Annotated in this window: 28 protein-coding genes; 13 read left to right on the top strand and 15 right to left on the bottom strand. The window is 74.6% G+C overall.

Translation table 11 applies throughout. The features are described from left to right. Nucleotides 1–36: 36 nt before the first annotated feature. Nucleotides 37–1494, bottom strand: coding sequence for an NAD-dependent succinate-semialdehyde dehydrogenase (locus tag G1H19_RS00410; protein WP_162393447.1), 1458 nt, complete (start codon nucleotides 1492–1494; stop codon nucleotides 37–39). A gap of 68 nt (nucleotides 1495–1562) precedes the next feature. Further along, nucleotides 1563–2435, bottom strand: a complete 873-nt coding sequence (gene lepB / locus G1H19_RS00405) for a signal peptidase I (RefSeq protein ID WP_152731339.1) — start codon at nucleotides 2433–2435, stop codon at nucleotides 1563–1565. Nucleotides 2436–2577: 142 nt separating this feature from the next. On the opposite strand from lepB, the gene G1H19_RS00400 reads away from it, so the two are divergent. The 4 genes from G1H19_RS00400 to G1H19_RS00385 all read left to right on the top strand — a co-directional run bounded on the left by G1H19_RS00400 (nucleotide 2578) and on the right by G1H19_RS00385 (nucleotide 6520). Further along, nucleotides 2578–3531: a ribose-phosphate diphosphokinase gene (locus G1H19_RS00400; protein ID WP_152731340.1), complete on the top strand. Its 954-nt coding sequence runs from the start codon at nucleotides 2578–2580 to the stop codon at nucleotides 3529–3531. Between the two features lie 145 nt (nucleotides 3532–3676). After that, entirely contained in the window at nucleotides 3677–4423 is a 747-nt protein-coding gene (locus G1H19_RS00395; RefSeq protein WP_152731341.1) for an SOS response-associated peptidase, read from the top strand. A 14-nt stretch (nucleotides 4424–4437) separates the two neighbouring features. Then, nucleotides 4438–5949 (top strand): fused MFS/spermidine synthase, encoded by a 1512-nt coding sequence (locus tag G1H19_RS00390; protein ID WP_235928302.1) that lies wholly within the window; start codon nucleotides 4438–4440, stop codon nucleotides 5947–5949. A gap of 55 nt (nucleotides 5950–6004) precedes the next feature. Next, on the top strand, nucleotides 6005–6520 hold the full coding sequence (locus G1H19_RS00385) for a GNAT family N-acetyltransferase (protein ID WP_162393448.1): 516 nt from the start codon (nucleotides 6005–6007) through the stop codon (nucleotides 6518–6520). Nucleotides 6521–6648: 128 nt separating this feature from the next. Here G1H19_RS00385 and ybaK read toward each other — a convergent pair whose 3' ends face one another. Next, on the bottom strand, nucleotides 6649–7122 hold the full coding sequence (gene ybaK, locus G1H19_RS00380) for a Cys-tRNA(Pro) deacylase (protein WP_152731343.1): 474 nt from the start codon (nucleotides 7120–7122) through the stop codon (nucleotides 6649–6651). A gap of 243 nt (nucleotides 7123–7365) precedes the next feature. Between ybaK and G1H19_RS00375 the strand changes: the two genes are divergently transcribed. Continuing rightward, nucleotides 7366–8079: a sigma-70 family RNA polymerase sigma factor gene (locus tag G1H19_RS00375; protein ID WP_322099374.1), complete on the top strand. Its 714-nt coding sequence runs from the start codon at nucleotides 7366–7368 to the stop codon at nucleotides 8077–8079. Further along, nucleotides 8076–8429: a mycothiol system anti-sigma-R factor gene (gene rsrA / locus G1H19_RS00370; protein ID WP_152731344.1), complete on the top strand. Its 354-nt coding sequence runs from the start codon at nucleotides 8076–8078 to the stop codon at nucleotides 8427–8429. The genes G1H19_RS00375 and rsrA overlap by 4 nt, the downstream gene beginning before the upstream one ends. An 83-nt stretch (nucleotides 8430–8512) precedes the next feature. On the opposite strand, the gene G1H19_RS24805 is transcribed toward rsrA, so the two are convergent. Beyond that, nucleotides 8513–8587, bottom strand: coding sequence for a 50S ribosomal protein bL37 (locus G1H19_RS24805; protein WP_014742531.1), 75 nt, complete (start codon nucleotides 8585–8587; stop codon nucleotides 8513–8515). 214 nt (nucleotides 8588–8801) lie between these two features. Between G1H19_RS24805 and G1H19_RS00365 the strand changes: the two genes are divergently transcribed. From G1H19_RS00365 to G1H19_RS00355, 3 genes are all read left to right on the top strand, one after another. Continuing rightward, nucleotides 8802–9908, top strand: a complete 1107-nt coding sequence (locus tag G1H19_RS00365; protein ID WP_268896003.1) for a biotin carboxylase N-terminal domain-containing protein — start codon at nucleotides 8802–8804, stop codon at nucleotides 9906–9908. Nucleotides 9909–10017: 109 nt separating this feature from the next. Beyond that, nucleotides 10018–10239: a biotin/lipoyl-binding carrier protein gene (locus G1H19_RS00360; protein ID WP_162393449.1), complete on the top strand. Its 222-nt coding sequence runs from the start codon at nucleotides 10018–10020 to the stop codon at nucleotides 10237–10239. 132 nt (nucleotides 10240–10371) lie between these two features. After that, on the top strand, nucleotides 10372–11889 hold the full coding sequence (locus tag G1H19_RS00355) for a sensor histidine kinase (protein WP_152731346.1): 1518 nt from the start codon (nucleotides 10372–10374) through the stop codon (nucleotides 11887–11889). Nucleotides 11890–12067: 178 nt separating this feature from the next. On the opposite strand, the gene G1H19_RS24925 is transcribed toward G1H19_RS00355, so the two are convergent. Together G1H19_RS24925 and G1H19_RS00345 are read right to left on the bottom strand one after the other, a co-directional pair. After that, entirely contained in the window at nucleotides 12068–12469 is a 402-nt protein-coding gene (locus tag G1H19_RS24925; protein WP_456071375.1) for a WhiB family transcriptional regulator, read from the bottom strand. Between the two features lie 160 nt (nucleotides 12470–12629). After that, complete coding sequence (locus tag G1H19_RS00345) at nucleotides 12630–13589, bottom strand: diacylglycerol/lipid kinase family protein (RefSeq protein WP_152731347.1); 960 nt, start codon at nucleotides 13587–13589, stop codon at nucleotides 12630–12632. Between the two features lie 75 nt (nucleotides 13590–13664). Between G1H19_RS00345 and G1H19_RS00340 the strand changes: the two genes are divergently transcribed. After that, on the top strand, nucleotides 13665–14153 hold the full coding sequence (locus G1H19_RS00340) for a hypothetical protein (protein ID WP_162393450.1): 489 nt from the start codon (nucleotides 13665–13667) through the stop codon (nucleotides 14151–14153). A gap of 61 nt (nucleotides 14154–14214) precedes the next feature. On the opposite strand, the gene G1H19_RS00335 is transcribed toward G1H19_RS00340, so the two are convergent. The 5 genes from G1H19_RS00335 to sodN form a co-directional block, all read right to left on the bottom strand. Next, on the bottom strand, nucleotides 14215–14997 hold the full coding sequence (locus G1H19_RS00335; RefSeq protein WP_235928305.1) for an HAD-IIA family hydrolase: 783 nt from the start codon (nucleotides 14995–14997) through the stop codon (nucleotides 14215–14217). A 95-nt stretch (nucleotides 14998–15092) separates the two neighbouring features. Continuing rightward, nucleotides 15093–15584, bottom strand: a complete 492-nt coding sequence (locus G1H19_RS00330) for a GNAT family N-acetyltransferase (protein WP_202926004.1) — start codon at nucleotides 15582–15584, stop codon at nucleotides 15093–15095. Further along, nucleotides 15581–16372 (bottom strand): CDP-diacylglycerol--serine O-phosphatidyltransferase, encoded by a 792-nt coding sequence (pssA, locus tag G1H19_RS00325; protein ID WP_152731348.1) that lies wholly within the window; start codon nucleotides 16370–16372, stop codon nucleotides 15581–15583. Before pssA ends, G1H19_RS00330 begins: the two co-directional genes overlap by 4 nt. Before the next feature lie 14 nt (nucleotides 16373–16386). Next, entirely contained in the window at nucleotides 16387–17052 is a 666-nt protein-coding gene (locus G1H19_RS00320; protein ID WP_152731349.1) for a phosphatidylserine decarboxylase, read from the bottom strand. A 153-nt stretch (nucleotides 17053–17205) separates the two neighbouring features. Next, complete coding sequence (sodN, locus tag G1H19_RS00315; RefSeq protein ID WP_152731350.1) at nucleotides 17206–17604, bottom strand: superoxide dismutase, Ni; 399 nt, start codon at nucleotides 17602–17604, stop codon at nucleotides 17206–17208. Nucleotides 17605–17654: 50 nt separating this feature from the next. Between sodN and G1H19_RS23725 the strand changes: the two genes are divergently transcribed. Continuing rightward, nucleotides 17655–18059, top strand: a complete 405-nt coding sequence (locus G1H19_RS23725) for a S26 family signal peptidase (protein ID WP_235928307.1) — start codon at nucleotides 17655–17657, stop codon at nucleotides 18057–18059. Here G1H19_RS23725 and G1H19_RS00305 read toward each other — a convergent pair. After that, entirely contained in the window at nucleotides 18023–18637 is a 615-nt protein-coding gene (locus tag G1H19_RS00305; protein WP_162393452.1) for a dTDP-4-dehydrorhamnose 3,5-epimerase family protein, read from the bottom strand. The two genes, G1H19_RS23725 and G1H19_RS00305, sit on opposite strands and share 37 nt — an antisense overlap. A 67-nt stretch (nucleotides 18638–18704) precedes the next feature. Between G1H19_RS00305 and G1H19_RS00300 the strand changes: the two genes are divergently transcribed. Further along, nucleotides 18705–19880, top strand: a complete 1176-nt coding sequence (locus tag G1H19_RS00300) for an NAD(P)-dependent malic enzyme (protein ID WP_152731352.1) — start codon at nucleotides 18705–18707, stop codon at nucleotides 19878–19880. A 42-nt stretch (nucleotides 19881–19922) separates the two neighbouring features. Here G1H19_RS00300 and G1H19_RS00295 read toward each other — a convergent pair whose 3' ends face one another. Next, nucleotides 19923–20636: a metal-dependent hydrolase gene (locus tag G1H19_RS00295; protein WP_162393453.1), complete on the bottom strand. Its 714-nt coding sequence runs from the start codon at nucleotides 20634–20636 to the stop codon at nucleotides 19923–19925. A gap of 224 nt (nucleotides 20637–20860) precedes the next feature. Here G1H19_RS00295 and G1H19_RS00290 point away from each other — a divergent pair, with 224 nt between their 5' ends. Then, nucleotides 20861–22012, top strand: a complete 1152-nt coding sequence (locus tag G1H19_RS00290; RefSeq protein WP_152731353.1) for a DegT/DnrJ/EryC1/StrS family aminotransferase — start codon at nucleotides 20861–20863, stop codon at nucleotides 22010–22012. On the opposite strand, the gene G1H19_RS00285 is transcribed toward G1H19_RS00290, so the two are convergent. Both G1H19_RS00285 and G1H19_RS00280 read right to left on the bottom strand, forming a co-directional pair. Beyond that, nucleotides 21975–23180 carry a glycosyltransferase gene (locus tag G1H19_RS00285; RefSeq protein ID WP_162393454.1) on the bottom strand — a complete coding sequence of 402 codons (1206 nt, stop codon included), beginning with the start codon at nucleotides 23178–23180 and terminating at the stop codon, nucleotides 21975–21977. The genes G1H19_RS00290 and G1H19_RS00285 overlap by 38 nt on opposite strands. After that, nucleotides 23177–23365 carry a DUF6104 family protein gene (locus tag G1H19_RS00280; RefSeq protein WP_162393455.1) on the bottom strand — a complete coding sequence of 63 codons (189 nt, stop codon included), beginning with the start codon at nucleotides 23363–23365 and terminating at the stop codon, nucleotides 23177–23179. The genes G1H19_RS00285 and G1H19_RS00280 overlap by 4 nt, the downstream gene beginning before the upstream one ends. Between the last annotated feature and the right edge of the window lie 17 nt (nucleotides 23366–23382).

Here is a 23382-nt window from a genome sequence, read left to right as displayed (position 1 = left end):
GAGCGCGCGGGTGGGCCCCCGGGGCGGGGACCGTCGTCAGCCGGCCTGCGGCTTGCTGGGCCTGGCGGCGGGCAGCACACGGGTCAGCCGGCGGTTGGCGAACTCGAACATGCCGAGCTCGGACAGCTCGCGGCCGTAGCCGGAGCGGCGCACCCCACCGAAGGGCAGCTCGGCCGAGGAGCCGGTCGGCTGGTTGACCCACACCATGCCGGCCTCGATCCGGTCGGCCACCGAGCGGGCCCGGTCGGCGTCGCCGGAGAACACCGAGGCGCCCAGGCCGAAGCGGCTGTCGTTGGCCAGCTCCACGGCCTCGTCGTCGGTGGCCACCTTGTAGACGACGGCGGCCGGGCCGAACAGCTCCTCGTGGTAGGCGCGCATGTCCGGGGTGACGCCGGTGAGGATCGTGGCGTCGACGAAGGCACCGGGCAGGTCCGGGCGCCCGCCGCCGGCGACCACGGTGGCGCCCTTGTCCACGGCGTCCTGGATCTGGGCGTGCAGGTCCTTCGCCGCCTGCTCCGACGACAGCGGCGCGAGCGTGGTGGCAGGGTCGCTGGGGTCGCCAGGGGCGAACGTGCCGAAGGCCTGCCGCAGGCCCTCGACGAAGGGCTCGTACAGGTCCTCGGTGACGATCAGCCGCTTGGCGGCGATGCAGGCCTGCCCGGAGTTCTGCATCCGGCCCATGGCCGCGGCCTTCACGGTGCGTCCGAGGTCGGCGCTGTCCAGCACGATGAACGGGTCGCTGCCGCCCAGCTCCAGCACCGACTTCTTCAGGTGCTTGCCGGCCAGCGAGGCCACCGCGGAGCCGGCCCGCTCGCTGCCGGTGAGCGTCACGCCCTCGACGTACCGGTGGGCGATGACCTGCTCGACGTCGGCGATGCGCAGGAAGAGGTTGGTGTAGACGCCCTCGGGGGCGCCCGCGTCGCGGAACAGCTGCTCCAGCGCCAGCGCGCACTGCGGGTTCAGCTCGGCGTGCTTGAGCAGCACGGTGTTGCCGAGCACCAGGTTGGGGCCGGCCACCCGCACCACCTGGTAGAGCGGGTAGTTCCACGGCTCGATCGCGAGGACGACGCCGGTGGGCTCGGTGGTGACCAGGGCCTCGCCCTGCCGCACCTCGATGGTGCGCGGCTCTAGGAAGCGGGCGCCGTTCTCGGCGTAGTACGCCAGGATGCTGGCGGCCAGCTGCACCTCGCCGTCGGCCTCCTGGATGCGCTTGCCCATCTCCCGGGTGACCAGCGCGGCGAGCTCGTCCTTGCGCTCGAGCATCAGCTCGGCTGCGCGCCCCACGACGGCGGCCCGGTCGGCCACGCTGCGGCTGCGCCAGTCGAGGAACGCGGCGTGCGCCCGCTCGACCACGCCGTCGATCTCCGCGGTCTCCAGGAACGGGAACTCCTGCTCGGTCTCCCCGGTGTAGGGGTTGACCGTGGCGTAGCGGCGCTCGCCGGCGGAGCTGGCGGTCTTCGGGTGCTCGGTGGTCGGTTCCTGGGTGGCTGTCACGGTGCGGTGCCTCCGGTGGTCTCGCGGGGTGTCGTGCACCACCTTCTACCCGTGCCTCCTGGCAGCAGTCACCGCCTCGGCCGCACACCCCTCCGGCTCCGGCCCCGGCGGGGACGACGACGGCTCCTGCCGGCGAGCAGGGCGGCCGGCAGCAGCAGCACGGTGCCGCCGTCCAGGGGTGCGCCGGTGGCCGGGGGCGGCCCGGCAGCGCCGGCCTGGATGTCGGGGGAGTCCAGCAGGGTGATCCGGTCCAGCGGCCAGATGATCACCGACGCCTTGCCGATCACGTCGTCCACCGCGACGGTGCCCGACCAGCGGTCGGTCACGTGGTACTTCGAGTCGGCCGAGTCCGAGCGGTGGTCGCCCATCACCCAGAGCCGGCCCTCCGGGACGGTGACCGGACCGAACGACCGGCGCTCGATCGGCTCGGGTTCGTAGACGTACGGCTCGTCCAGCGGCTGCCCGTCCACGGTCACCCGGCCCTCGGCGTCGCAGCACTGCACCGTCTGGCCGCCGGTGGCGATGACCCGCTTGACGAAGTCGTCCTCGCTCGGCGCCGCGACGCCGACCGCCTGGCCGACCCAGCGCAGACCGGCGGTGAACCAGTTGGCGGCCGGGGCCACGGTGATCTCCGAGGCCCAGGTGTCCGGGCCGCGGAACACGACGATGTCGCCCGGCTCGGGGTCGCCGGTCCAGTACGGCGGCTTGGTGACCAGGATGCGGTCGGCGGTGCACCCGACGCAGCCGTGCAGCGTGCGTTCCATCGAGCCCGACGGGATGTAGAACGGCTGCACCAGGAACGTCTTGATCAGCACCGCCAGCGTCACCGCGACCACGAGCAGCACCGGGATCTCCCGCAGCAGCGACCCCTTGCCCATCATGCTGCCCGCCCGGCTGCGTCGCGGCGGGCCGGCCGCGGTGCCCGTGTCCTCGACCGCCATGCGCGCAGCTTGTCACCCGGAGCTGGGGTGGTCGCGTCGGCCACGCAGGTGCGGCGCACGTCACTGACCTAGGGTGCGTGCCGCACGCGCCCTCCGGCCCCCGCCCCCGGGGCTCCCGGCCCGCCGACCACCGGAGTCCCCCTTGCGCGACATCACCGTCTTCGCCGGCAGTTCCCACCCGCGGCTGGCGGAGGAGCTGTGCGCGCAGCTCGGTGTGCCGCTGCACCCGGTGCGGGTGACCCGCTTCGCCAACGACTGCCTCGAGGTGCAGCTGCAGGCCAACTGCCGCGAGCGCGACGTGTTCATCGTGCAGTCGCTGGTCACCCCGGTGCAGGAGAACCTGGTCGAGCTGCTGCTCATGCTCGACGCGGCCCGGGGTGCCTCCGCCGGCCGGATCACCGTGGTCATGCCGCACTACGCCTACGCCCGCTCGGACAAGAAGGACGCCCCGCGCATCTCCATCGGCGGGCGCCTGGTGGCCGACCTCATGGTCGCCGCCGGCGCCGACCGGGTGCTGGCCATGACGCTGCACTCCCCGCAGGTGCACGGCTTCTTCAGCGTCCCGGTCGACCACCTGCACGCGCTGCGCGAGCTGGCCGGGCACTTCGGCGCGCTGGACCTGTCCCGCACCACGGTCGTGTCGCCGGACCTGGGCAACGCCAAGGTGGCCTCGGCCTTCGCCCGGATGCTCGGGGTGCCGGTCGCGGCCGGGGCCAAGCAGCGCTTCGCCGACGACCGGGTCAGCATCAGCTCGATCATCGGCGACGTCGTCGACCGCGACGTCATCGTGCTGGACGACGAGATCGCCAAGGGCAGCACCGTCTTGGAGCTGGTCGAGCGGCTGCGCGAGCACGGTGCCCGCACCATCCGGGTGGCCTGCACGCACGGGCTGTTCAGCTCCGGGGCGCTGGAGCGGATCGGCGCCCAGCCCGACGTGCTGGAGATCGTCTGCACCAACACCGTCCCGGTGCCCGACACCTCCGACAAGCTCACCGTGCTCTCCATCGCGCCGGCGCTGGCCGAGGCGGTGCGCCGCATCCACGACGGCGAGAGCGTCAGCGTGCTCTTCGACCCCCCGGCCGCCCCGCCGGCCTGACCGGCCCGCGGGCGGGCCCGCCGTCGGTACCGCCTCCTACAGTCGTGGAGGGTCCCGGCGCTTTCTGTACAGAAAGCGCAGGCGCTCTCTGTACAGGAAGTGCACGGGGACGGCGACGAGGTGCGGGGAGAGGGTGGGAGCGGTCATGTGCGGTCGGTACGCGGCCAGTCGGCGTCCGGAGGACCTCGCGCTGGAGTTCGAGGCGGTCCCGGCGCCCGGGCAGCCCGCGCTGCCCGCCGACTACAACGTGGCCCCGACGAAGGACGTGCACGTCGTCCGGCACGCCCGCGAGCGCGACGCCGAGGGCCGGCCGACCGGCGGTGGCCACCGTGAGCTGCGCGTGGTGCGCTGGGGCCTGGTGCCCTCCTGGGCCAAGGACCCCTCGGTCGGCTCCCGCATGCTCAACGCCCGGGTCGAGTCGCTGACCGAGAAGCCGGCGTTCCGCAAGGCCGCGGCCACCCGGCGCTGCCTGGTGCCGGCCGACGGCTGGTACGAGTGGTCGCCGCGCACCGACGGCCCCGGCAAGCAGCCCTGGTACACCACGCCCGCGGACGGGTCCGTGCTCGCCTTCGCCGGCCTCTGGGAGGTGTGGGGCACCGGCGAGGACCGGCTCTACACGTGCACGGTGGTCACCGCCCCCGCCGTCGGCGCGCTCGCCGCGGTGCACGACCGGATGCCGCTGGTGCTGCCCCCTGACCGCTGGGCCGACTGGGTGGACCCGGAGCTCACCGACGTCGCCGCGCTCACCGCGCCGACACCCGCCGAGCTCGTCGAGTCCCTGGAGATCCGCCCGGTCGGCGCCGCCGTGGGCAAGGTGTCCAACAACGGTCCCGAGCTCACCGAGCGGGTCGCCGACGTCAGCGCCCCCGCCGACCAGCCGGCCCTGTTCTGAGCGCCGACACGGGCGTGCCGGCCCCGACGACGCCGTCCCGGGCGCTGCCCGGCTGGCTCGCCGCGGGCGTCACGTTCCTCGCCTCCGGTGCGGTGCTCGTCCTGGAGATCACCGGGCTGCGGTTGATCGCGCCCTACGTCGGCATCACGCTGCAGACCAACACCGCGGTGATCGGCTTCGCGCTGGCCGCGATCGCCCTCGGCGCGTGGGCCGGTGGTCAGGCTGCCGACCGCACCGACCCGCGCCGGCTCATCGCCCCGCTGATGGTGGCCGGCGGTGGGCTGATCGTGGCCGTGCTGCCGCTGGTGCGGTTCGCCGGCGAGCTGTTCACCGGCGCGGCGGCGGCCAACGTGCTGCTGCTCGCGGCGATCGCCGTCGTCGTGCCGGCGGCGCTGCTGTCCGCGGTGCCACCGATGATCGTGGCGCTGCAGCTGAACAGCCTGGACGAGACGGGGTCCGTCGTCGGCAAGTTGTCCGGCATCGGCACGCTCGGCGGGATCGCGGCCACCTTCGGCACCGGCTTCGTGCTGGTGGCGGTGCTGCCCAGCAGCGTGATCATGGTCGGTGCCGGGCTGCTCACCGCTCTGGTGGGGGTCGCGGTCGGCGTCCTGCTGCGCCGCGGGCCGGGCGAGGGTGCCGGCCGGGTGCCGCCGGCGCTGCTGCTGCTGGTGCTGCTCGGCCCGCTGCTGGCCGCCGTCGCCCCGACCCCGTGCCAGGAGGAGACCACCTACCACTGCGCGCGGGTCGTGGCCGACCCCGACCGGGAGGGGGGTCGCACCCTGGTGCTGGACACGCTGCGGCACTCCTACGTCGACCTCGACGACCCGACGTACCTGGAGTTCGAGTACGTCCGCGCCATCGCATCGGTCACCGACGCCATGGCCCCGGCAGGCGAGCCGCTGTCCGCGCTGCACCTCGGCGGCGGTGGGCTGACGCTGCCGCGCTACCTCGCCACCGTCCGCCCGGGCACCACCAGCGAGGTGCTCGAGGTCGACCCGGGCGTGCTCGCGGTCGACGAGGCCGAGCTGGGCGTGCGCACCTCCGAGCAGCTCCGGGTGCGCATCGGCGACGCCCGCGTGGGCCTGGCCGAGCAGGCGGCCGGCACCCGGGACCTCGTCGTCGGGGACGCGTTCGGCGGGCTGTCGGTGCCGTGGCAGCTCACCACCACCGAGGCGCTGGACCTGGTCTCCCGGGCCATGACGCCCGAGGGCGTCTACGCGGCCAACCTGATCGACAACCCGCCGCTGGAGTTCGTCCGCGCCGAGCTCGCCACGCTCGCCGAGGTGTTCGAGCACGTCGCCCTGGTCGCCCGGGCCCCGGTGCTGGCCGGTGATGACGGCGGCAACGTCGTGGCCGTGGCCTCGCACCAGCCGCTGCCGATCGGGGGCATCGAGGCCGCGCTGGCCCAGCAGGACTTGGCCTGGCAGGTGGCCGAGGGCGCCGAGCTGGACCGCTTCGTCGGGCAGGCGCCGGTGCTCACCGACGACTTCGCCCCGGTCGACCAGCTGCTCACGCCCTACGGCTGACCGCCGCCCGGGAAACCCGTGGCGCCCCCGTGGCCGGGTGCGCGAGGGTCGCCGGGTGATCGTCCGACGAGAGCGTCCCGGTGACCACGACGCCGTCCGGGCGGTGCACGAGGCGGCGTTCGGTGGCCCGGCCGGGACCGGCGCGACCGTGGAGAGCCTGCTCACCGACCGGCTGCGCGAGGACGTCGGCTTCCTCCCGCACCTGAGCCTGGTCGCCGAGCAGCCCGGGCGGGTCGTCGGCCACGTGATCGCCACCCGCGGCCGGCTGGAGCCGACCGGGACGGCGGTGCTCGGCCTCGGGCCGCTGGGCGTGCACCCCGGCGAGCAGCGGCGCGGGGTCGGCTCTGCGCTGGTGCACGCGCTGCTGGCCGTGGCCGAGGCGTGCGACGAGCGGCTGGTGTGCCTGCTCGGCTCCCCGGCGTACTACGGCCGGCTGGGCTTCCGGCTCTCCACCGACCTCGGCGTCGAACCGCCGGACCCCGCCCGGGCCGGGCACTTCCAGGCACGACTGCTCACCGGCCCACCCGTCCGGGGCCGCTTCCGCTACGCGGCCCCCTTCGACGGCCTCTGACCAGCACACCCCCGCTCCCGCCCCGTGCGTCGTCGATCATCGTCAGGTGGCGGCGGGACACGCCGGCACGCGGCGTGTCGCGCCACCACCAGGCGATGATCAACTCGTGAGTGTTCGCGGCGGGTGGCTCAGCGGGTGATGGGGGCGGTGAGGGCTGCGGTCAGGCGGATCAGGTCGGTGGCAGCGAGTTCGACCTGCAGGCCGCGGCGGCCGGCGCTGACGAAGACCGTCGGCCAGTCCAGGGCGCTCGCGTCGACGACGGTGCGCAGCGCCCGGCGCTGGCCCAGCGGGCTGATCCCGCCGCGCACGTAGCCGCTGGACCGCTCGGCGGCGGCGGGGTCGGCCATGGCCGCCTTCCGCCCGCCCGCGGCCGCGGCGAACGCCTTGAGGTCGAGCTGCCCGCTGACCGGCACCACCGCCACGGCCAGCGTGCCGTCGAGCTCGGTGACCAGCGTCTTGAACAGCCGGGCCGGGTCGGTGCCCAACGCTGCCGCCGCGGCCTCGCCGTACCCCTGGCCGTCCGCCGTCCCGGCGTCGTAGGGGTGCAGTGCGTACGTCACCCCGGCCCGGTCCAGCACCCGCACCGCAGGAGTGGCAGCCATGCCCGGCACCGTAGCCGCGAGGCCGGGCCGCCGGCCCGAGGCCCTGGACGGGTCCGCGCGGGGGCGGGAATGAGCGGTGCCGTGGTGGCCGTTGGACCCACCGTGAGCAGCACACCCTCCACCGCCCGCCCGCGGGCCGTGCGCGCGCCGGCGGTCCGTCGTCCGCCCGGTCACCCTCAGACGACCCGGCTAGGATCGGCCACCGTGGTGGTCCGGGACCGGGCGCCGCAGAGAGGATGGCCGGTGCCTGAGGAGACCGTGGGGCCGGACGGCCCCGCCGCTGTCGGGGAGCCCGTCGTCCCGGCCGTGCCGGTGCGTGAGGAGACCCCCGAAGCGCGCGCCGACGGCAGCCGCGCCGAGCTCGCGGAGAGCCGCGCCGAGCGCGACGCCCGCTTCGAGCGCGACGCGCTGCCCTTCCTCGACCAGCTCTACCCGGCGGCCCTGCGGATGACCCGCAACCCGGCCGACGCCGAGGACCTGGTGCAGGAGACGTTCGTGAAGGCGTACTCCGCCTTCCACCAGTTCGCCGAGGGCACCAACCTCAAGGCGTGGCTGTACCGGATCCTCACCAACACCTACATCAACAGCTACCGCAAGAAGCAGCGCCAGCCGCAGCAGTACCCCACCGACCAGGTGCAGGACTGGCAGCTGTTCGCCGCCGAGCAGCACAGCTCCACCGGCCTGCGCTCGGCCGAGATCGAGGCGCTGGACCACCTGCCGGACTCCGACATCAAGGACGCCCTCCAGCAGCTGCCCGAGGACTTCCGGCTCGCGGTCTACCTGGCCGACGTCGAGGGGTTCGCCTACAAGGAGATCGCCGAGATCATGGGCACTCCGATCGGCACCGTGATGTCCCGGCTGCACCGTGGCCGCCGGGGTCTGCAGAAGCTGCTGGCCGACTACGCCCGTGAGCGGGGCTTCGCCCGGGCCGGCGTCCAGGACGGAGAGACGTCATGAGCCTCGACCACAGGGGCGACCACGCCGGGGAGGCGTCCGGTCTGGAGATCACCTCGTGCGACGACGTGCTCTCGCACGTGTACGAGTTCCTCGACCGGGAGACCGACGACCAGCGCCGGGCGGTCATCGCCGAGCACCTCGAGGACTGCTCGCCGTGCCTGCGCGAGTTCGGCATCGAGCAGGAGTTCAAGGCGCTGGTCCGCCGCCGTTGCGGGGGTGACCAGCCCCCGCTGGGGCTGCGCGACCGGATCAAGCTCCAGCTCACCCGGGTGTCCTTCGAGGAGGACGGCAGCACGGTCAGCTACGAGCGCACCACGGTCTCCGTCGAGAGCGACCGGCCGCTCGGCTGACGGGCCCCGTCCCGCAGGACAGGACCCGTCGGACCTCGCCGGCAGGACCCCCGTACCCCCGAGCTCGGCGCGGGGGGCCCGGGTCAGGCGTTGGGCCGCTTGCCGTGGTTGGCGCCGCTCTTCTTGCGGGCGCGCCGCTTGCGTCCACGCTTGGACATCGCTGCCCTCCTCTCACCATGGGTCGTCCCGGCCCCGATCGGGCCGGGTGCTCCAGGTGGCGGGCCGGCGCCGAGTCCGGGTGCGCGACTCGTCGGCGGACAGGCCACGCTGACCCCCCTAGGTTCTCACGGACCCGGCCACCGGCCCCTGGCGGCCGGGGACGGTGAGCTGCCGCCGTGCCGGTGCGCCGGGCAGGGGGCCGGCAGGTGCACAGTGACAGGAGGCAGGACCGGCGTCGTCGCCGGGCTGGACGGGGGAGGGCAGGTCATGGGGGAGATCGGCGTGGAGAGCGTGCTGGTGGCCGGACGGGGGCCCGCGGCGTGCGCGGTGATCACCGCCTGCCAGCGGCTCGGCGTGAAGACCGTCTCGGTGCACTCGGCCACCGAGCGCGGTGCCCGGCACGTGCGGCTGGCCGACGAGTCGGTGCTGCTGGGCCCGGCGCCGGCCGAGGAGTCCTACCTCGCCGTCGACCGGCTGGTGGAGGCCGCCCAGCGCAGCGGGGTGAGCGCGGTGCTGCCGGTGCCGCCCGCCCTGGCCGGCAACGCCCGGCTCGCGCAGGAGGTGCACCGCGCCGGCCTCACCTGGGTGGGGCCGGACGCCGAGGTGCTGGACCGGATCGGCGGCGACGGCGTGGAGCCGGCCAGCGAGCGTGGGCTGCTCGCGCTGGTCACCGCGGCCGGGCTGGAGCACGTGACCCCGGTGCGCCGCGATCGCGCCGCCGGCATCGCCCGGGTCACCTGGACCACCGACGACGTCGACCCGCTTCCCGCCGCGGCCCAGCGGCTGGCCGCCGTCGGCTGGCGTGGCCTGGCGACCGTCGGGGTGGACCCGGACGGCGAGCTGGCCGAGGTCGCCGCCGGCTTCCCGCTGGACATGGCGGTGCTGGAGCGGGCACACGGCGTGGACGCCGTCGAGCTGGCGCTGCGCAGCGCCGTCCGTCCGCGCGGCCGGTCCGCCCGGCGCGGGCGGGTGGAGCCGGTCGTGCAGGGCAAGCCGTGGCAGCCCGCCGTCGCCGTGCAGCTGCGCTCCACGCTGCCCCCGGGTCGTGGCGGGGTGGTGCGCGGGCCGCTGCCGGGCATCCGCCCGACCACCGGCGGTGCCGTCGCGTTCACCGGCTACGAGCCCGGTGACCGGCTCGACGGCTGGTACGACGCGCTGCTGGTCGTCGTCAGCGCCGCCGGCCCGGACGTCGCGTCCGCCGCGGCCGAGGTGATGGCCTCGCTCGCGCACCTGCCCGAGACCGGGGTGCCGCACGACGGGCCGGCGGTCTGCGCGGTGCTGGAGCAGCTCGTGGCGGGGCAGGACCCCGCCGGGGCGTGAGCGCGGTCGGTACGGCACCGACCGTGATTGGATGACCGGGCGGTCGCAGTCCGCAGTCGTGGGCGTGCGGTGCGCGGTGTCGGGTCGGCAGTCTCAGCGAGGAGTGGTCGTGGCGGTCCAGGAGATCCATGCCGAGATGGTCTCCAGCGTCTGGAAGGTCTTCGTTGCCCCCGGTGCCGAGGTCGCTGCCGGGGACACGTTGGTCATCCTCGAGTCGATGAAGATGGAGATCCCGGTGCTCACCGAGCACGCGGGCACCGTCGGCGAGCTCCACGTGGTCGAGGGCGAGGTCCTCCAGGAGGGCGACCTCATCGCCACCGTGACCAGCTGAACCCCGTGCTCGCGGCCCCGCTGCAGGGGCCTGCCGGGAGCCGGAGCGCCCCGTCCACCTCGTCCCGGGCAGGCTCGGGCGGCCCCGAGACGGGGCGGGGGGCAGCGGGGGCCTTCCCCTAGGCTGCCCCCGATGACCCGCACCACGTCCAGCCTCTCCGACCGGCTCTCGCACGGCTCCTCGTCGTCCCCGTCGCAGGTCGACCACGCCCGCCGGCTGGTGGCCGACTGGCAGCTGCTGGCCGACCTGGCGTTCGCCGACCTCACGCTGTGGGTGCCGCTGCGCAGCGGGCCGTGGTGGTGCGTGGCCCAGGTGCGCCCGCTGACCGCGCCGACCAGCCACCCGGAGGACCTGGTGGGCACCGAGTTCGACGGCGAGCTCGCCGCACCGTTCGCCCAGGCGGTGCGTGACGGCCGGCCGGTCACCGAGGGCGACCCCGACTGGAGCGGCGCCAGCCCGCTGCGCCGCGAGGTCATCCCGGTGCGGCACGAGGGCGTCGTGGTGGCGGTGCTGGCCAAGGACACCAACTTGGCCGCCACCCGGTCGCCGTCGGCGCTGGAGCTGACCTACCTGGACATGGCCGCCGAGCTCTGCCTGATGGTCTCGGCCGGCACCTTCCCGCCCCGCATGCTCGAGGACGTCGAGATGAGCCCGCGGGTCGGCGACGGGCTGGTGCGGCTGGACTCCGGCGGCCGCGCCCTGTACGCCAGCCCCAACGCACTGTCGGCCTACCGCCGGATGGGGGTGCCCGGCGACCTGGTGGGCTCCGACCTGGCCCGGCTGACCCGCGGGGCGGCGTCCGACGGCGTGGCCGGCGAGGCCGCGGCCGCGGGGATCATGGCCGCGGTGGCCGGCCGCTTCCCCGAGCCGATGGACGTCGAGGGCGGTGCGGGGATCATGCTGCTCCGCGCCCTGCCGCTGCAGGCCCCCGGAGGCGAGGCCGGCGCGCTGGTGCTGGTCCGCGACGTGACCGACGTGCGCCGCCGGGACCGGGCACTGCTCACCAAGGACGCCACCATCCGGGAGATCCACCACCGGGTGAAGAACAACCTGCAGACGGTCGCCGCGCTGCTGCGCCTGCAGGCCCGCCGGATGACCGAGCCGGCCGCCCGCGCAGCGCTGGAGGAGTCGGTGCGGCGGGTGGCCTCGATCGCCATCGTGCACGAGACCCTGGCCGGCAGCCGGGAGGACGTCGTCGAGGTCGACCAGGTGATGGACCAGGTGCTGCCCATGCTGGGCGACCTCGCCTCGGTCGGGCCGGCCGCTCGGATCCGGCAGGTGGGCAGCTTCGGCGAGCTGCCGGCCGAGGCCGCGACGCCCCTGGTCATGGCGGTCACCGAGCTGCTGCACAACGCGGCCGAGCACGCCTTCACCGGAGGCGAGCCGGGGCTGATCCAGCTGATCGCCGAGCGCGACGGCCACGACCTCACCGTGCGCGTGCGGGACGACGGCCTCGGGCTGCCGGCCGGTTTCGACCCGCTGACCAGCACCGGGCTGGGCCTGCAGATCGTGCGCACCCTGGTGACCAGCGAGCTCGGCGGCAGCCTCGCCGTGCACAGCCCCGCGCCCCGGCCGGACGGCGACACGCCGGCCGGCCCCGGCACCGAGGTCGTGGTGGTGCTCCCCGGGGCCGGGCGGGTGCGCCGGTGACCGGGCGCAGCACCTCCGGGCCGGACGGCTGCCGGGACGCAGCGAGGCTGGCCCAGCGGTGCTGGACCGGCCTCGTGTGCTGCGGACCCGGCGGTGCGGCCCGGCGTGCAGGTCGTCCGGGCGGATCGCCTGCCCGGTCGGGCGGGGACTGGGCGGTGCTGGCTCGGGTGGTGCTGGATCAGGCGGTGCGGACCCGGGTGCGGGCCGTGCGGCGCTTGAGCGCCCGTCGCTCGTCCTCGGAGAGGCCGCCCCACACACCGGAGTCCTGGCCCGAGGTGAGCGCCCAGTCGAGGCAGGACTGCACGACCGGGCAGCGCCGGCACACCGCCTTGGCCTGCTCGATCTGTACGACCGCAGGGCCCGTCGTCCCGATCGGGAAGAAGAGCTCCGGGTCTTCGTCCCGGCAGAGCGCGCGGTGGCGCCAGTCCATGGCGGTGTACTCCTCGGTGTCGTCTACGGTGTCGTACCAGTCGCTGTCCTGAGACCGCCCCCGCAGGCCGGCACCGATGATGTCGGTGGGTGGGCTCAGCGACTGCCTGCTTGTTACCAGCAGGTTGCGTTCCGGTGTTGATGCTTTCATGCGCTGAGGCGCTGTCAAGGAGATACGCACTCCGTGACGACCCCGTGAGCAACCTCACCACGCGCCGTACGGAGCCGCCACCGGGGCCGGTGTGAGTGGGCCCACGCGTCACACGCGCCCCACCGCGGCGTACCGGCGAGGCCGGCACGGCCGCCGGGCCTCAGGCGACGACGTCCAGTGCCGCCGCGACGTGCCGCAGGCGCAGCCCGACCGCCTCGCCGAGGTGGTCGCCGTCGAGCTCCCAGCGCTGGGGCCGGCTGCAGGCGAGGGTGAGGTCGGGCAGGTCGTGCCAGCGGTGCACGCCGCGGCCGCGCACGTCCGGCTGCGCGGACATCGCGCGGCGCAGGTGGTCGATCATGCGCAGCGAGCCGGTGCGCTGCAGGGCGAACACGTCCAGGCCGGTCTCGAAGGACGCGTGCGGGCTCGGGTCGATCGGCCGGCTGCCCAGGTAGGTCCACGGGCTGACGTTGGACACCAGGCAGAGGAACAGGCCGTCGACCGGCGCCTCACCGGGCACCTCGAGCCGGATCGGCGGGTGCCGCCGATCGCGGCTGGTGAGGAAGGTCCGGGTGCCGGTCTGCACGTACAGCGCCCCGGTCGAGCGGCGGCCGCGGGCGCGCTGCTCCTCGATCCGGGCGATCACGTCGGCGTCGAAGCCCATGCCGGCGGTGAAGACGAACCACCGGTGCGGCGTCCACCGGTCGGGCTCGTCGGGGGTGCGGGCGGCAGCGGTGCCCAGTGACACCCGGCGCACCCGCCCGGCGCGCCAGGACTCCAGGATCTCGCCGACGGCCTCCACCGGGTCCCGCGAGCGGCCCAGTGCCCGGCTGAAGACGTTCGTGGAGCCGCCGGGCACCACCGCCAGGGTGGGCACGTGCGGGCCGGGGCCGCCGTCCAGCATGCCGTTGACGACCTCGTTGACCGTGCCGTCCCCGCCGAGGGCCACCACGAGGTCGTAGCCGTCCGTCGTCGCCTGCACGCCGAACTCGCGGGCGTGGCCCCGGCGGGTGGTCTCGGCCAGGTCGACCTTCAGCGTGCTGGCCAGGGCGCCGACCATGACGTCGCGCACCCGCCGGTTGGTCGTCGTGGCCGCGGGATTGGCCACCAGCAGCGCACGCATGCCCGCCAACCTATCCAGCCCGGTGGCCGGCTCGGACGCAGCCCACCCGGGACGCGGCGCGTACTGTCGGGTGACGTGGCAGGTGAGACCGGTGCAGCCGACGGCCCGGGACGTCGCAGCCGCCGGGGCGAGCGCCTCTTCGGCGCCCCGGCCGACCCCGGGACCCCGCGCCCGGAGCGCGAGCGCCCGGCCGCGCCCCCGGCCCTGCGACGGGCGGCTCTCGTCGTCGCCGTCGAGGCGCTCGGGCTGGTCGGCGTGGCGGTCGTGCTGGTGTACCTGATCCTCACCAGCACCCCGACCAGCACGTCGGCCGCCGTGGGCGAGGTGGTCTTCGTCCTGCTCGCCGCCACCGCCCTGGGCGTCACCGCGGCCGGACTGTGGCGTGCCGCGGGCTGGGCCCGGGCACCGGTGATCGTGCTGCAGCTGTTGCTGGGTCTGGTCGGCTACACGATCGCCTTCGAGGCGGAGCGCCCGCTGATCGGCCTGCCGGTGCTCGCCCTGGTGGCCGTGGAGCTGTACCTCCTGGCCACCCCCGAGGCCCGCCTGGCCTACTTCGACCGCTGAACGGGCCCCGTGCAGGGTCCCGCCACGAGCGTGCCCGTGGCGGGGGTACGGGGGTCCTTCTTCAGACGAGCTCGATGACGTCGGCGATGGAGTCCAGGACCCGGCCCGGGCGGAACGGGAAGCGGGTGACGTCCGCGGCGCGGGTGGAGCCGGTGAGCACCAGGATCGTGTCCAGGCCCGCCTCGATGCCGGCCACGATGTCGGTGTCCATCCGGTCGCCGATCATCACGGTGCTCTCCGAGTGCGCCTCGATGCGGTTCATGGCGCTGCGGAACATCATCGGGTTCGGCTTGCCCACGAAGTAGGGCTCCGCGCCGGTGGCCTTGGTGATCAGCGCGGCCACGGCTCCGGTCGCCGGCAGCGAGCCCTCCGGGGAGGGGCCGGTGGCGTCGGGGTTGGTCGCGATGAACCGGGCCCCCCGCTCGACCAGCCGGATCGCCCGGGTGATCGCCTCGAAGGAGTACGTGCGCGTCTCGCCGAGCACCACGTAGTCGGGGTCGGTGTCGGTGAGCGTGTAGCCGACCTCGTGCAGTGCGGTGGTGAGACCTGCCTCCCCGACGACGAACGCCGACCCGCCGGGCAGCTGGGAGGCGAGGAAGTCAGCCGTCGCCAGCGCCGAGGTCCAGATCGACTCCTCCGGCACGTGCAGCCCGGAGTGGGTGAGCCGGGCGGCCAGGTCGCGCGGGGTGAAGATGGAGTTGTTGGTGAGCACCAGGAACCGCCGGCTCTGGTCGACCAGGCGCTGCAGGAAGTCCGCCGCGCCGGGCAGGGCCTGGCCCTCGTGCACCAGCACGCCGTCCATGTCGGTGAGCCAGCACTCGGGCGCGCTGCGTTCGGTGGTCACGTCGTCTCCTCACCTGGGGTGCCCGCCGTCGCCGCCGACGGCGGGGTGGTCCGTGCCCAGCCTGCCCGGGACGCCGCCCGCCCGCCCGCCCGGGGTCAGCCGGTGGCGCGGCGGTCGGCCGCGAAGCCGGTGAGCGCGTCGTCGGTGAGCCGGAAGACGGTCCAGCCGTCCACCGGCTGCGCCCCGACGGAGCGGTAGAACCCGATCGACGGGGCGTTCCAGTCGAGCACCGACCACTCCAGGCGGGCGTACCCGCGCTCGGCGCACACCTCGGCCAGCGTGCGCAGCAGCTCCCGGCCGTGCCCGCCGCCGCGCTGCCCGGGACGCACGTACAGGTCCTCCAGGTGGATGCCGTGGGTGCCCCGCCAGGTGGAGAAGGTGCGGAACCACAGCGCGAACCCGACGACCTCGCCCGCGGCGTCGACGGCGACGTGGCCGAACAGCGCGGCGTCCGGGCCGGTGAGGGCGTCGGTGAGCTGCTGCTCGGTCATCCGGGCCTCGTGCTCGGCCCGCTCGTACGCGGCCAGCTCGCGCACCATCGCCACCAGCACGGGGACGTCGGCAGCGGTGGCGGGTCGGACGCTCACGTCAGCAGCTCCTTCACGCGGGTGGGCACCAGGCGGCCCAGCGGGGACACCAGGGGCACGAGCACCGGCGCGAACAGGTACCCGTAGGCCATCGCGATGCCGGTGACCACCGGGACCGTGGCGAACCCGACCGCGAGCACCAGCGCGGCGGCGATGATGCCGTAGGGCCGGCCGCTGCGGGGGCTGACCAGGGACCGGAACGACCGGAAGCGCACGGTGCTGACCATCAGCAGCGCCGGGACGGCGACGATCAGCAGCACCCACAGCCGGTCGCGGCCCTGCATCTGGTCACCGAAGGCGAAGACCGACGCCAGCACGACACCGGCCGCACCGGGGCTGGGCATCCCGATGAAGTAGCGCTTGTCGGCGGTCGGGTCGACGGTCGTGTTGAACCGCGCCAGCCGGATCGCGGCGCAGGCGAGCCAGAGGAAGCAGGCGATCCAGCCCAGCGGGTCGTACTCGTCGCGGCCCTCGGAGAACAGCGTGAAGGCCAGCAGCGCCGGCGCCAGCCCGAAGGAGACCAGGTCGGCCAGGGAGTCGAACTGCAGGCCGAAGGGCGACACGGCGCCGACCAGCCGGGCCACCGCGCCGTCGGCGATGTCGAAGACCACCGAGGCGCCGATGAGCACCGCGGCGGTCTCGTGGGCGCCGCGGATGGACACCAGGATCGCGGCGAAGCCGCAGAACATGTTGGCCAGCGTGAACAGGCTGGGCAGCGTGGACACCGCGCGGCGGCGGGAGCCACGGACCGACCCGCGTACGAACTCGACCGTGGTGGTCCGGCGCATCTGACCGGTCTCCCTCAGCTGCCCTGGGGCCAGCGGGCGATGACGGTCTCGCCACCCCGGACCCGCTGCCCGGTGGTGACGGTGACCGTACATTCCCGGGGCACGAACACGTCCATCCGGGAGCCGAACTTCATCAGGCCCATCCGCTCACCGGTGGCCAGCGTGCGGCCGGGCCCGGTGCGGGTCACGATGCGCCGGGCGAGCACCCCGACGACCTGCCGGAACACGACGACCCGGTCGCCGTCGCGCAGCCAGATCTCGCTGCGCTCGTTGCGGTGCGCGCTCTCCTTGCGGTACGCGGCCAGGAAACTGCCGCGCCGGTAGGAGCTCTCCACCACCTCCCCGCGGTACGGGGAGCGGTTGACGTGCACGTCGACCACGGACAGGAAGACGCTGACCTGCTGCCACTCGCCCGGGGGTGCCACGCCCTCCTGCGGCTCGCCGGCGACCATCACCACGCCGTCGGCGGGGGCGAGCACGTCCTGGACGGCCGGGGGGCTGGTGTCGCAGCGGCGGTCCGGGTCGCGGAAGAACAGCGCCATGTAGGCCGACAGGCCCACCAGCGGCCAGCTCGCCAGACGGGCCCACCGGCGGCCACCGGCCCGGCCGAGGACGCCGAGCAGGGCCGCCGGGGCCAGGGGCACGGTGATGAAGGGCCAGCCGGCCCGGTCGATGCGCATCGTCCCCCGACGGTACCGGCCGTCGCCGGGTGCCTGCGCTGCGTGCGGGGCCGGCAGGTCAGCGGGAGGCGCCGGGCCCGGACACGACGGTGCCGGGCCACCCACGAGGGTGGCCCGGCACCGGTCTGGCCCTGCGGGGCGGTGGACCCGCTGTCAGGCGGCCTTCGTCTCCCAGAAGATCTTGTCGATCTGGGCGATGTAGTCCAGCAGCTTCTGGCCCTCGGCGGGGTCCATGCTGCCCTTGCCGCCGGCAGCGCCGGCCTGCTTGGTCGCCTTGTTGAAGAGCTCGTGCAGCTCGGGGTACTTCTCGAAGTGCGGGGGCTTGAAGTAGTCGGTCCAGAGCACCCACAGGTGGTGCTTGACCAGGTCGGCCCGCTGCTCCTTGATCAGGATCGCGCGCGTACGGAAGACCGGGTCCTCGTTGCCCTGGTACTTCTCCTGGATGGCCTTGACCGATTCGGCCTCGATGCGGGCCTGGGCCGGGTCGTAGACGCCGCAGGGGAGGTCGCAGTGCGCGGTTGCCTCCACGGCGGAGAACATGCGCAGACGCATGGTGTGTCCCTCCGGTTCGCGTGGGTGGATCGTCTGCGACCCTACCCGCGGTGATCAGACACGACCCGTCGAGCGGGCAGCCCGACCGTGACCTGCGGCACCTGGGCACCCCGTTCGTCCTGGCCCGGGTGACGGGGCCGTCCATGTCCCCGACGGTGCGCTCCGGCGACCGGCTGCTGGTGCGCCGCTCCCGCCGCGCCCGGCCCGGGGACGTCGTGCTCGCCCGGTTCCCGGCGCGCCCGGAGCTGCTGGTGGTCAAGCGGGTGCGCCGGCTCGTGCCCGGCGGGCACTGGGTGGAGGGCGACAACCCGTTCGTCACCGACGACAGCCGCAGCTTCGGCGTCGCCGTCGTCGTCGGCCGGGTGGTGCTGCGGCTGTCGCCGCGGCCGGGCCGGCTCGGCCCGCGCCCGGACACCGCTCAGGACGACGGCGACCCCGGGCCCAGCGTCGCGTAGTGCGCCCGGCACTGCTCGATCGTCGGCAGCAGGCCCTGCTCGCGCGCCTGGGCGAGGGTCGGCGCCTCGGTGTCCTTGGCCGACAGCTCGAACTCCAGGTCGGCCGGCCAGGGCAGGGCGAGGTCGGGGTCCATCGGGTCGATGCCGAACTCGCGGCCGGGGGAGTAGCCGGCGGACACCAGGTAGGTGACCGAGCTGTCGTCCTCCAGGGCGACGAAGCCGTGGCCGAGGCCCTCGGACAGGTACACCGCCCGCGGCTGCTCGCTGTCCAGCAGCACGGCGTCGTGCGCGCCGAAGGTCGGCGACCCCACCCGGATGTCGACGACGACGTCCAGCACCCGGCCGGCCGGGCAGTAGACGTACTTGGCCTGTCCGGGCGGCACCAGGGCGAAGTGGACGCCGCGCAGGGTGCCGCGGGCGCTCACGCTGTGGTTGGCCTGGGCCAGCCGCAGCTCGTGCCCGAGCGCCCCGGCCAGCACGTCGGCGCGGTACCACTCGGTGAAGCGGCCCCGCCGGTCACCGTGCGGCACCAGGTCCAGGACGTAGCTGTCAGGGACGGCGAGCTCGCGGATCTGCACAGGTCACACGCTAGCTGCGCCCACACCGGGCTGTGCGCGTCGGGACGGGCACTACAGTCCCCGTCCCATGAGCTCCCAGCACGCGGACAGGTTCGCCGACGACCCCGCCTTCGCGGTGCACGCGGGCGGCAAGCTGACGGTACGGCCGACCCGGTCGATCACCTCGCTGGCCGACCTCGCCCTCACGTACACCCCCGGCGTGGCCCGGGTGTCCAGCGCCATCGCCGCCGAGCCCGACCTGGCCCGGGACTACACCTGGGCACCCCGGGCGGTGGCGATCGTCTCCGACGGGACGGCGGTGCTGGGCCTCGGTGACATCGGCCCCGTCGCCTCGCTGCCGGTGATGGAGGGCAAGGCCTGCCTGTTCAGCGAGTTCGGCGGGCTCTCCGGGGTGCCCATCGTGCTGGCCACCACCGACGTCGACGCGATCGTCGAGACCGTCGTGGCCATGGCGCCCTCCTTCGGCGGGGTGAACCTGGAGGACATCAGCGCCCCCCGCTGCTTCGAGATCGAGGCCCGGTTGCGGGAGCGGCTGGACATCCCGGTCATGCACGACGACCAGCACGGCACGGCGATCGTCGTCCTGGCGGCGCTGCGGAACGCCGCGCGGGTGGTCGGCCGGCCGCTGGGCGACCTGCGGGTGGTGGTCTCCGGCGCCGGCGCCGCCGGGGTGGCCTGCGCCAAGATCCTGCTGGAGGCGGGCGTGGGCGACATCGCCGTCGCCGACTCCCAGGGCGTGCTGCACACCGGTCGCACGGGGCTGACCGAGATCAAGCAGTGGGTGGCAGAGCACACCAACCGGGCCGGGCACGCGGGCAGCATGGTGGAGGCGCTGGCCGGGGCCGACGTGTACCTGGGGCTCTCCGGCGGCTCGGTGCCCGAGTCGGCGATCGCCGCGATGGCACCGGACTGCATCGTCTTCTCGCTGGCCAACCCGGTGCCCGAGGTGGACCCCGTGATGGCCGCCCGGTACGCCGCCGTCGTCGCCACCGGCCGCAGTGGCGAGCCGAACCAGATCAACAACGTGCTGGCGTTCCCCGGCGTCTTCCGGGGCGCCATCGACGCCGGTGCCACCGCGATCACCGAGGAGATGAAGCTCGCCGCGGCGGCCGCCATCGCCGACGTGGTCGGGGACGAGGTGCGGGCCGACTACGTGGTGCCCAGCCCGCTGGACCGCCGGGTCGCCACCGCGGTGGCCGAGGCCGTCGCCGCCTGCGCGCGGGAGCAGGGCATCACCCGCTGAGCCCTGCCGGGGGTGCGGTCCGCTGCACCCCCGGTGCGCGGCTCAGCCGAGCCCGTCGATCATCTCCACGACGGGGGTGAGCGCGGCCCCGGCGGGCGTGTTCACGTAGAGCAGGGCCAGCGTGGCGACCAGGAACGCCGGTGCCAGCACCGCGGTCTCCAGCCGGGCACCGGTGCGCATCGGGCTGATCGCCAGCCGGCACCGCCGGACCAGCCAGACCAGCGGCACCGGCACGCCGGCCGTGGTGAGCGCGTCGCCGGCGATGTGCGCCAGTACGCCGACCGCCACGGCCCAGGGCAGCCACGCCGGGTTCGGGCTGTGCTCCAGCAGCAGCCACGCGCTGCCCCAGGACAGCGCCAGGTTGCCGATGACCGTGTTCTCCGCGCGGCCGGGGATCACGAAGTGCAGCGCCCGCAGGGCGAGCCCGACGGCCAGGGCGAGCAGCAGCAGGCTGGACCACCAGGCGCCGCTGGCCGCCAGCGCCACCAGGCCGAACACCACGGGGGCGAGCAGGGCGTCGTGGGTGCCCCAACGGTGCCCACCGGCGACCGCACCGACCGCGCGGGACGGCACGTCGGTCAGCGGTCCCCACATGCGGGAGATCGTCGAGCCGTGCTGGTCCAGGTCCGGCAGCATCGAGAACCCGCCGACGGCGGACACCCAGGCGACCTGGGCGACGGCGCCCTGCACGGGGGCCCAGGGCAGGGTGGCGGCGCCGACGGCGAGACCGGAGAGCGCGTGGGAGTGACCGAGCACCCACCGAGCGTGCGGTGCGCTGGTGCCGGACCGTGGGACGTGCCCGGCGGGCACCCGTCGTGTCGCAGCGTGACCACCGCCACGACGGACACACGATCAGGGGACACGCGGTCCCACGTGCGCTTTCCCGGCCTACAGTCGCGCTCGACCGGGTCCGTCCCGGTCAGGAGCCGTGTCGTCGTGCGCTCCGCGCAGGTCCGTGTCGTCGTGCCGAAGGGTCGTCCATGTCGGGTGCAGTCGGGGTCCCACCGAAGGTGCCGGTCTACCGGCCCTACCTCGGTGTCGAGGTGCAGGAGGCCGCGCGGAAGGCGCTGGAGGTCGGCTGGCTGGGCATGGGCGCGCTGACCCGCGAGTTCGAGCAGGCCCTGGAGGCACGGCTGCTGCTCGACGGCCGGCGGGCCGTCTCCACGAACTCCTGCACCGAGGCGCTGCACATCGCGGCCCGGCTCATCGGCCTGGGCCCGGGTGACGAGGTCATCTGCCCGTCGTTCACCTACGTCGCCGGCCACCAGGCGATCAGCCGGACCGGGGCGTCGATCGTGTTCTGCGACGTGGAGCCGGACAACCTGTCCATCGACCCGGCACGGGTGCGCGAGCTGATCACCGACCGGACCCGGGCCGTCCTGGCCGTCGACTACCTGGGCATCCCGTGCCAGCTCGACGAGCTCATGGACATCGCCCGGGAGCACGACCTGCGCGTGCTGGAGGACGCCGCGCACGCCTTCGGCTCGTCCAGCAAGGGTCGGCCGGTGGGGTCCTTCGGTGACATCACCTGCTTCAGCTTCGGGCCGGTCAAGACCATCACCACGCTGGAGGGCGGGGCGGTGATCACCCCGGACGAGCGCGACGTGCAGGCCCTCCACGAGCTGCGCCACCTCGGCATCGACGCCGACACGGACGCCCGCTACCGCAACCAGCGGAACTGGGACTTCGACGTCGTCCGGCAGGGGTACCGCTGCCACCTGGGGTCGGTCCCGGCCGCGATCGGCCTGGCGCAGCTGGCGATGGTCGACGAGTTCGTGCTCAACCGGCAGACCTACTGCCGGACCTACGACCAGGCCTTCGCCGACATCGAGGGTCTGCGGTTGTTCGACACCGACTGGAAGGACATCGCGCCGTACATCTACGTGCTGCGCGTGGCCGACGGCCGGCGCGCCGACCTGGCGGCCCACCTGTCGGCCCGGGGCGTGTCCACCGGCATCCACTTCCTGGGCGCGCACGAGTTCAGCTTCTACGCCGACAGCCGCCGCGGTGACCTGTCGGTCACCGAGCAGGCAGCCGGTGAGGTGCTCACGCTGCCGCTGCACCCCTACATGACGCCCGAGGTGCTCGAGCAGGTCATCGACGGGGTGCGGTCCTTCTACGCAGCCGGCTGAGCACCCCGGCGCGGACCCCACCGTTCCGGGACGCCCACAGCGGGCGCCGGGGGCGGGAGACGACGTCGGCCAGGGCGGCCGCCCACCCGGCGGTCATCACCTCGACGTCGAAGGCCCGGGCGTGCGCCGGCCCGTGGCCGGCCCGGGCGCGCAGGTCGGCCGGGTCGGTCAGATGCCGGCGCAGCGCCTCGGTCAGCGCGTCGACGTCCTCCACCGGGACCAGCGCGCCGACCCGGCCGCCGTCCAGCGCGTCCCGCACGCCCTGCGAGCAGTCGGCCGCGATCACCGGCACGCCCAGGGACACCGCCTCCAGCAGGGCCAGCGGGAGCCCCTCGTGCCGGGAGGGCAGGCAGAACAGGTCCGCCCGGGAGACGCTGGGCAGCGGGGGCACGGCACCGGCGAACTCGACGGAGCCGGTGACCCCCAGCTCGGCCGCCAGTGCCTGCAGCCCGGCCAGGTCGGGTCCGTCGTTGAGCAGCCGCACGCGGTGCGGGTGGTCGGCGACCAGCCGGGCGTGGGCGCGCAGCAGCAGGTCGTGGCCCTTCTGCGCCGCCAGCCGGCCGGTGGCCACCACCACCGGCACGTCGGCGGGCGCCGGATCGGTGGCGGTCGCTGCCGCCCGGGCGATCGCCGCCGTGTCGATCCCGTTGCGGACCACCCAGATGCGCTCCGCGGGCAGGCCGTTGCCGACCAGCTCCTCGACCAGGCCGGGGGAGACGCAGATGGCGCCGTCCACGTGGCCGTGCACCCAGCGGTGCAGCCCGTGCGTGCGCGGGGGCATCCACTCGCGCAGCGCCTGACCGAGGTCGGCGTGCACAGCGACGACGACGTGTCGGCGCGCGAGCCGGGCGCCGAGGAAGCCCAGCAGCAGGGCCGGGCCGATCTCGGAGCCGACGAGCACCACCTGCGACCCGCGGGAGAGCCGGACGAGCCGGGTGAGCACCCGCGGCAGACCCCGGTGCAGCGGGGTGCCGGGGGGCATGAGCGGGACCACGTCCACCCCCGGCGTGGGCAACCCGGCGCCGGTGGGCTGCCGGAGCACGCCGAGGCGGGCACCGGCCGGGGCCCAGCGCCGGGCCAGCCCGATGGTGATCTGCACGGCGCCGTTGTTGCTGAGCGCGTCGACGAGCAGCGCCGTCCGGGGGACGGCGGGGGTCGGGACGGTCACCCGTCCTCGTCCACGTCGTCGGTGCCACCGCGGGCCAGCCAGGTGGCCAGCCGCTCGACCGGCACCTCGAAGTCGGGGTGCTGGTCGACGAAGGCCTGCAGCTGGTCGGCCAGCCAGGCCAGCGACACCTGCTCCTCGCCGCGCCGGCCCGCCAGCTCCTCGATGCCGCGGTCGGTGAAGTACACGCCTGCCCTGCTCCCGC

Source organism: Goekera deserti (assembly GCF_010685995.1).
Taxonomy (GTDB): Bacteria; Actinomycetota; Actinomycetes; order Mycobacteriales; family Geodermatophilaceae; genus Goekera; species Goekera deserti.
Note: the sequence above shows the minus strand (reverse complement) of the source record. Positions and strands in the feature narration are given on the sequence as shown.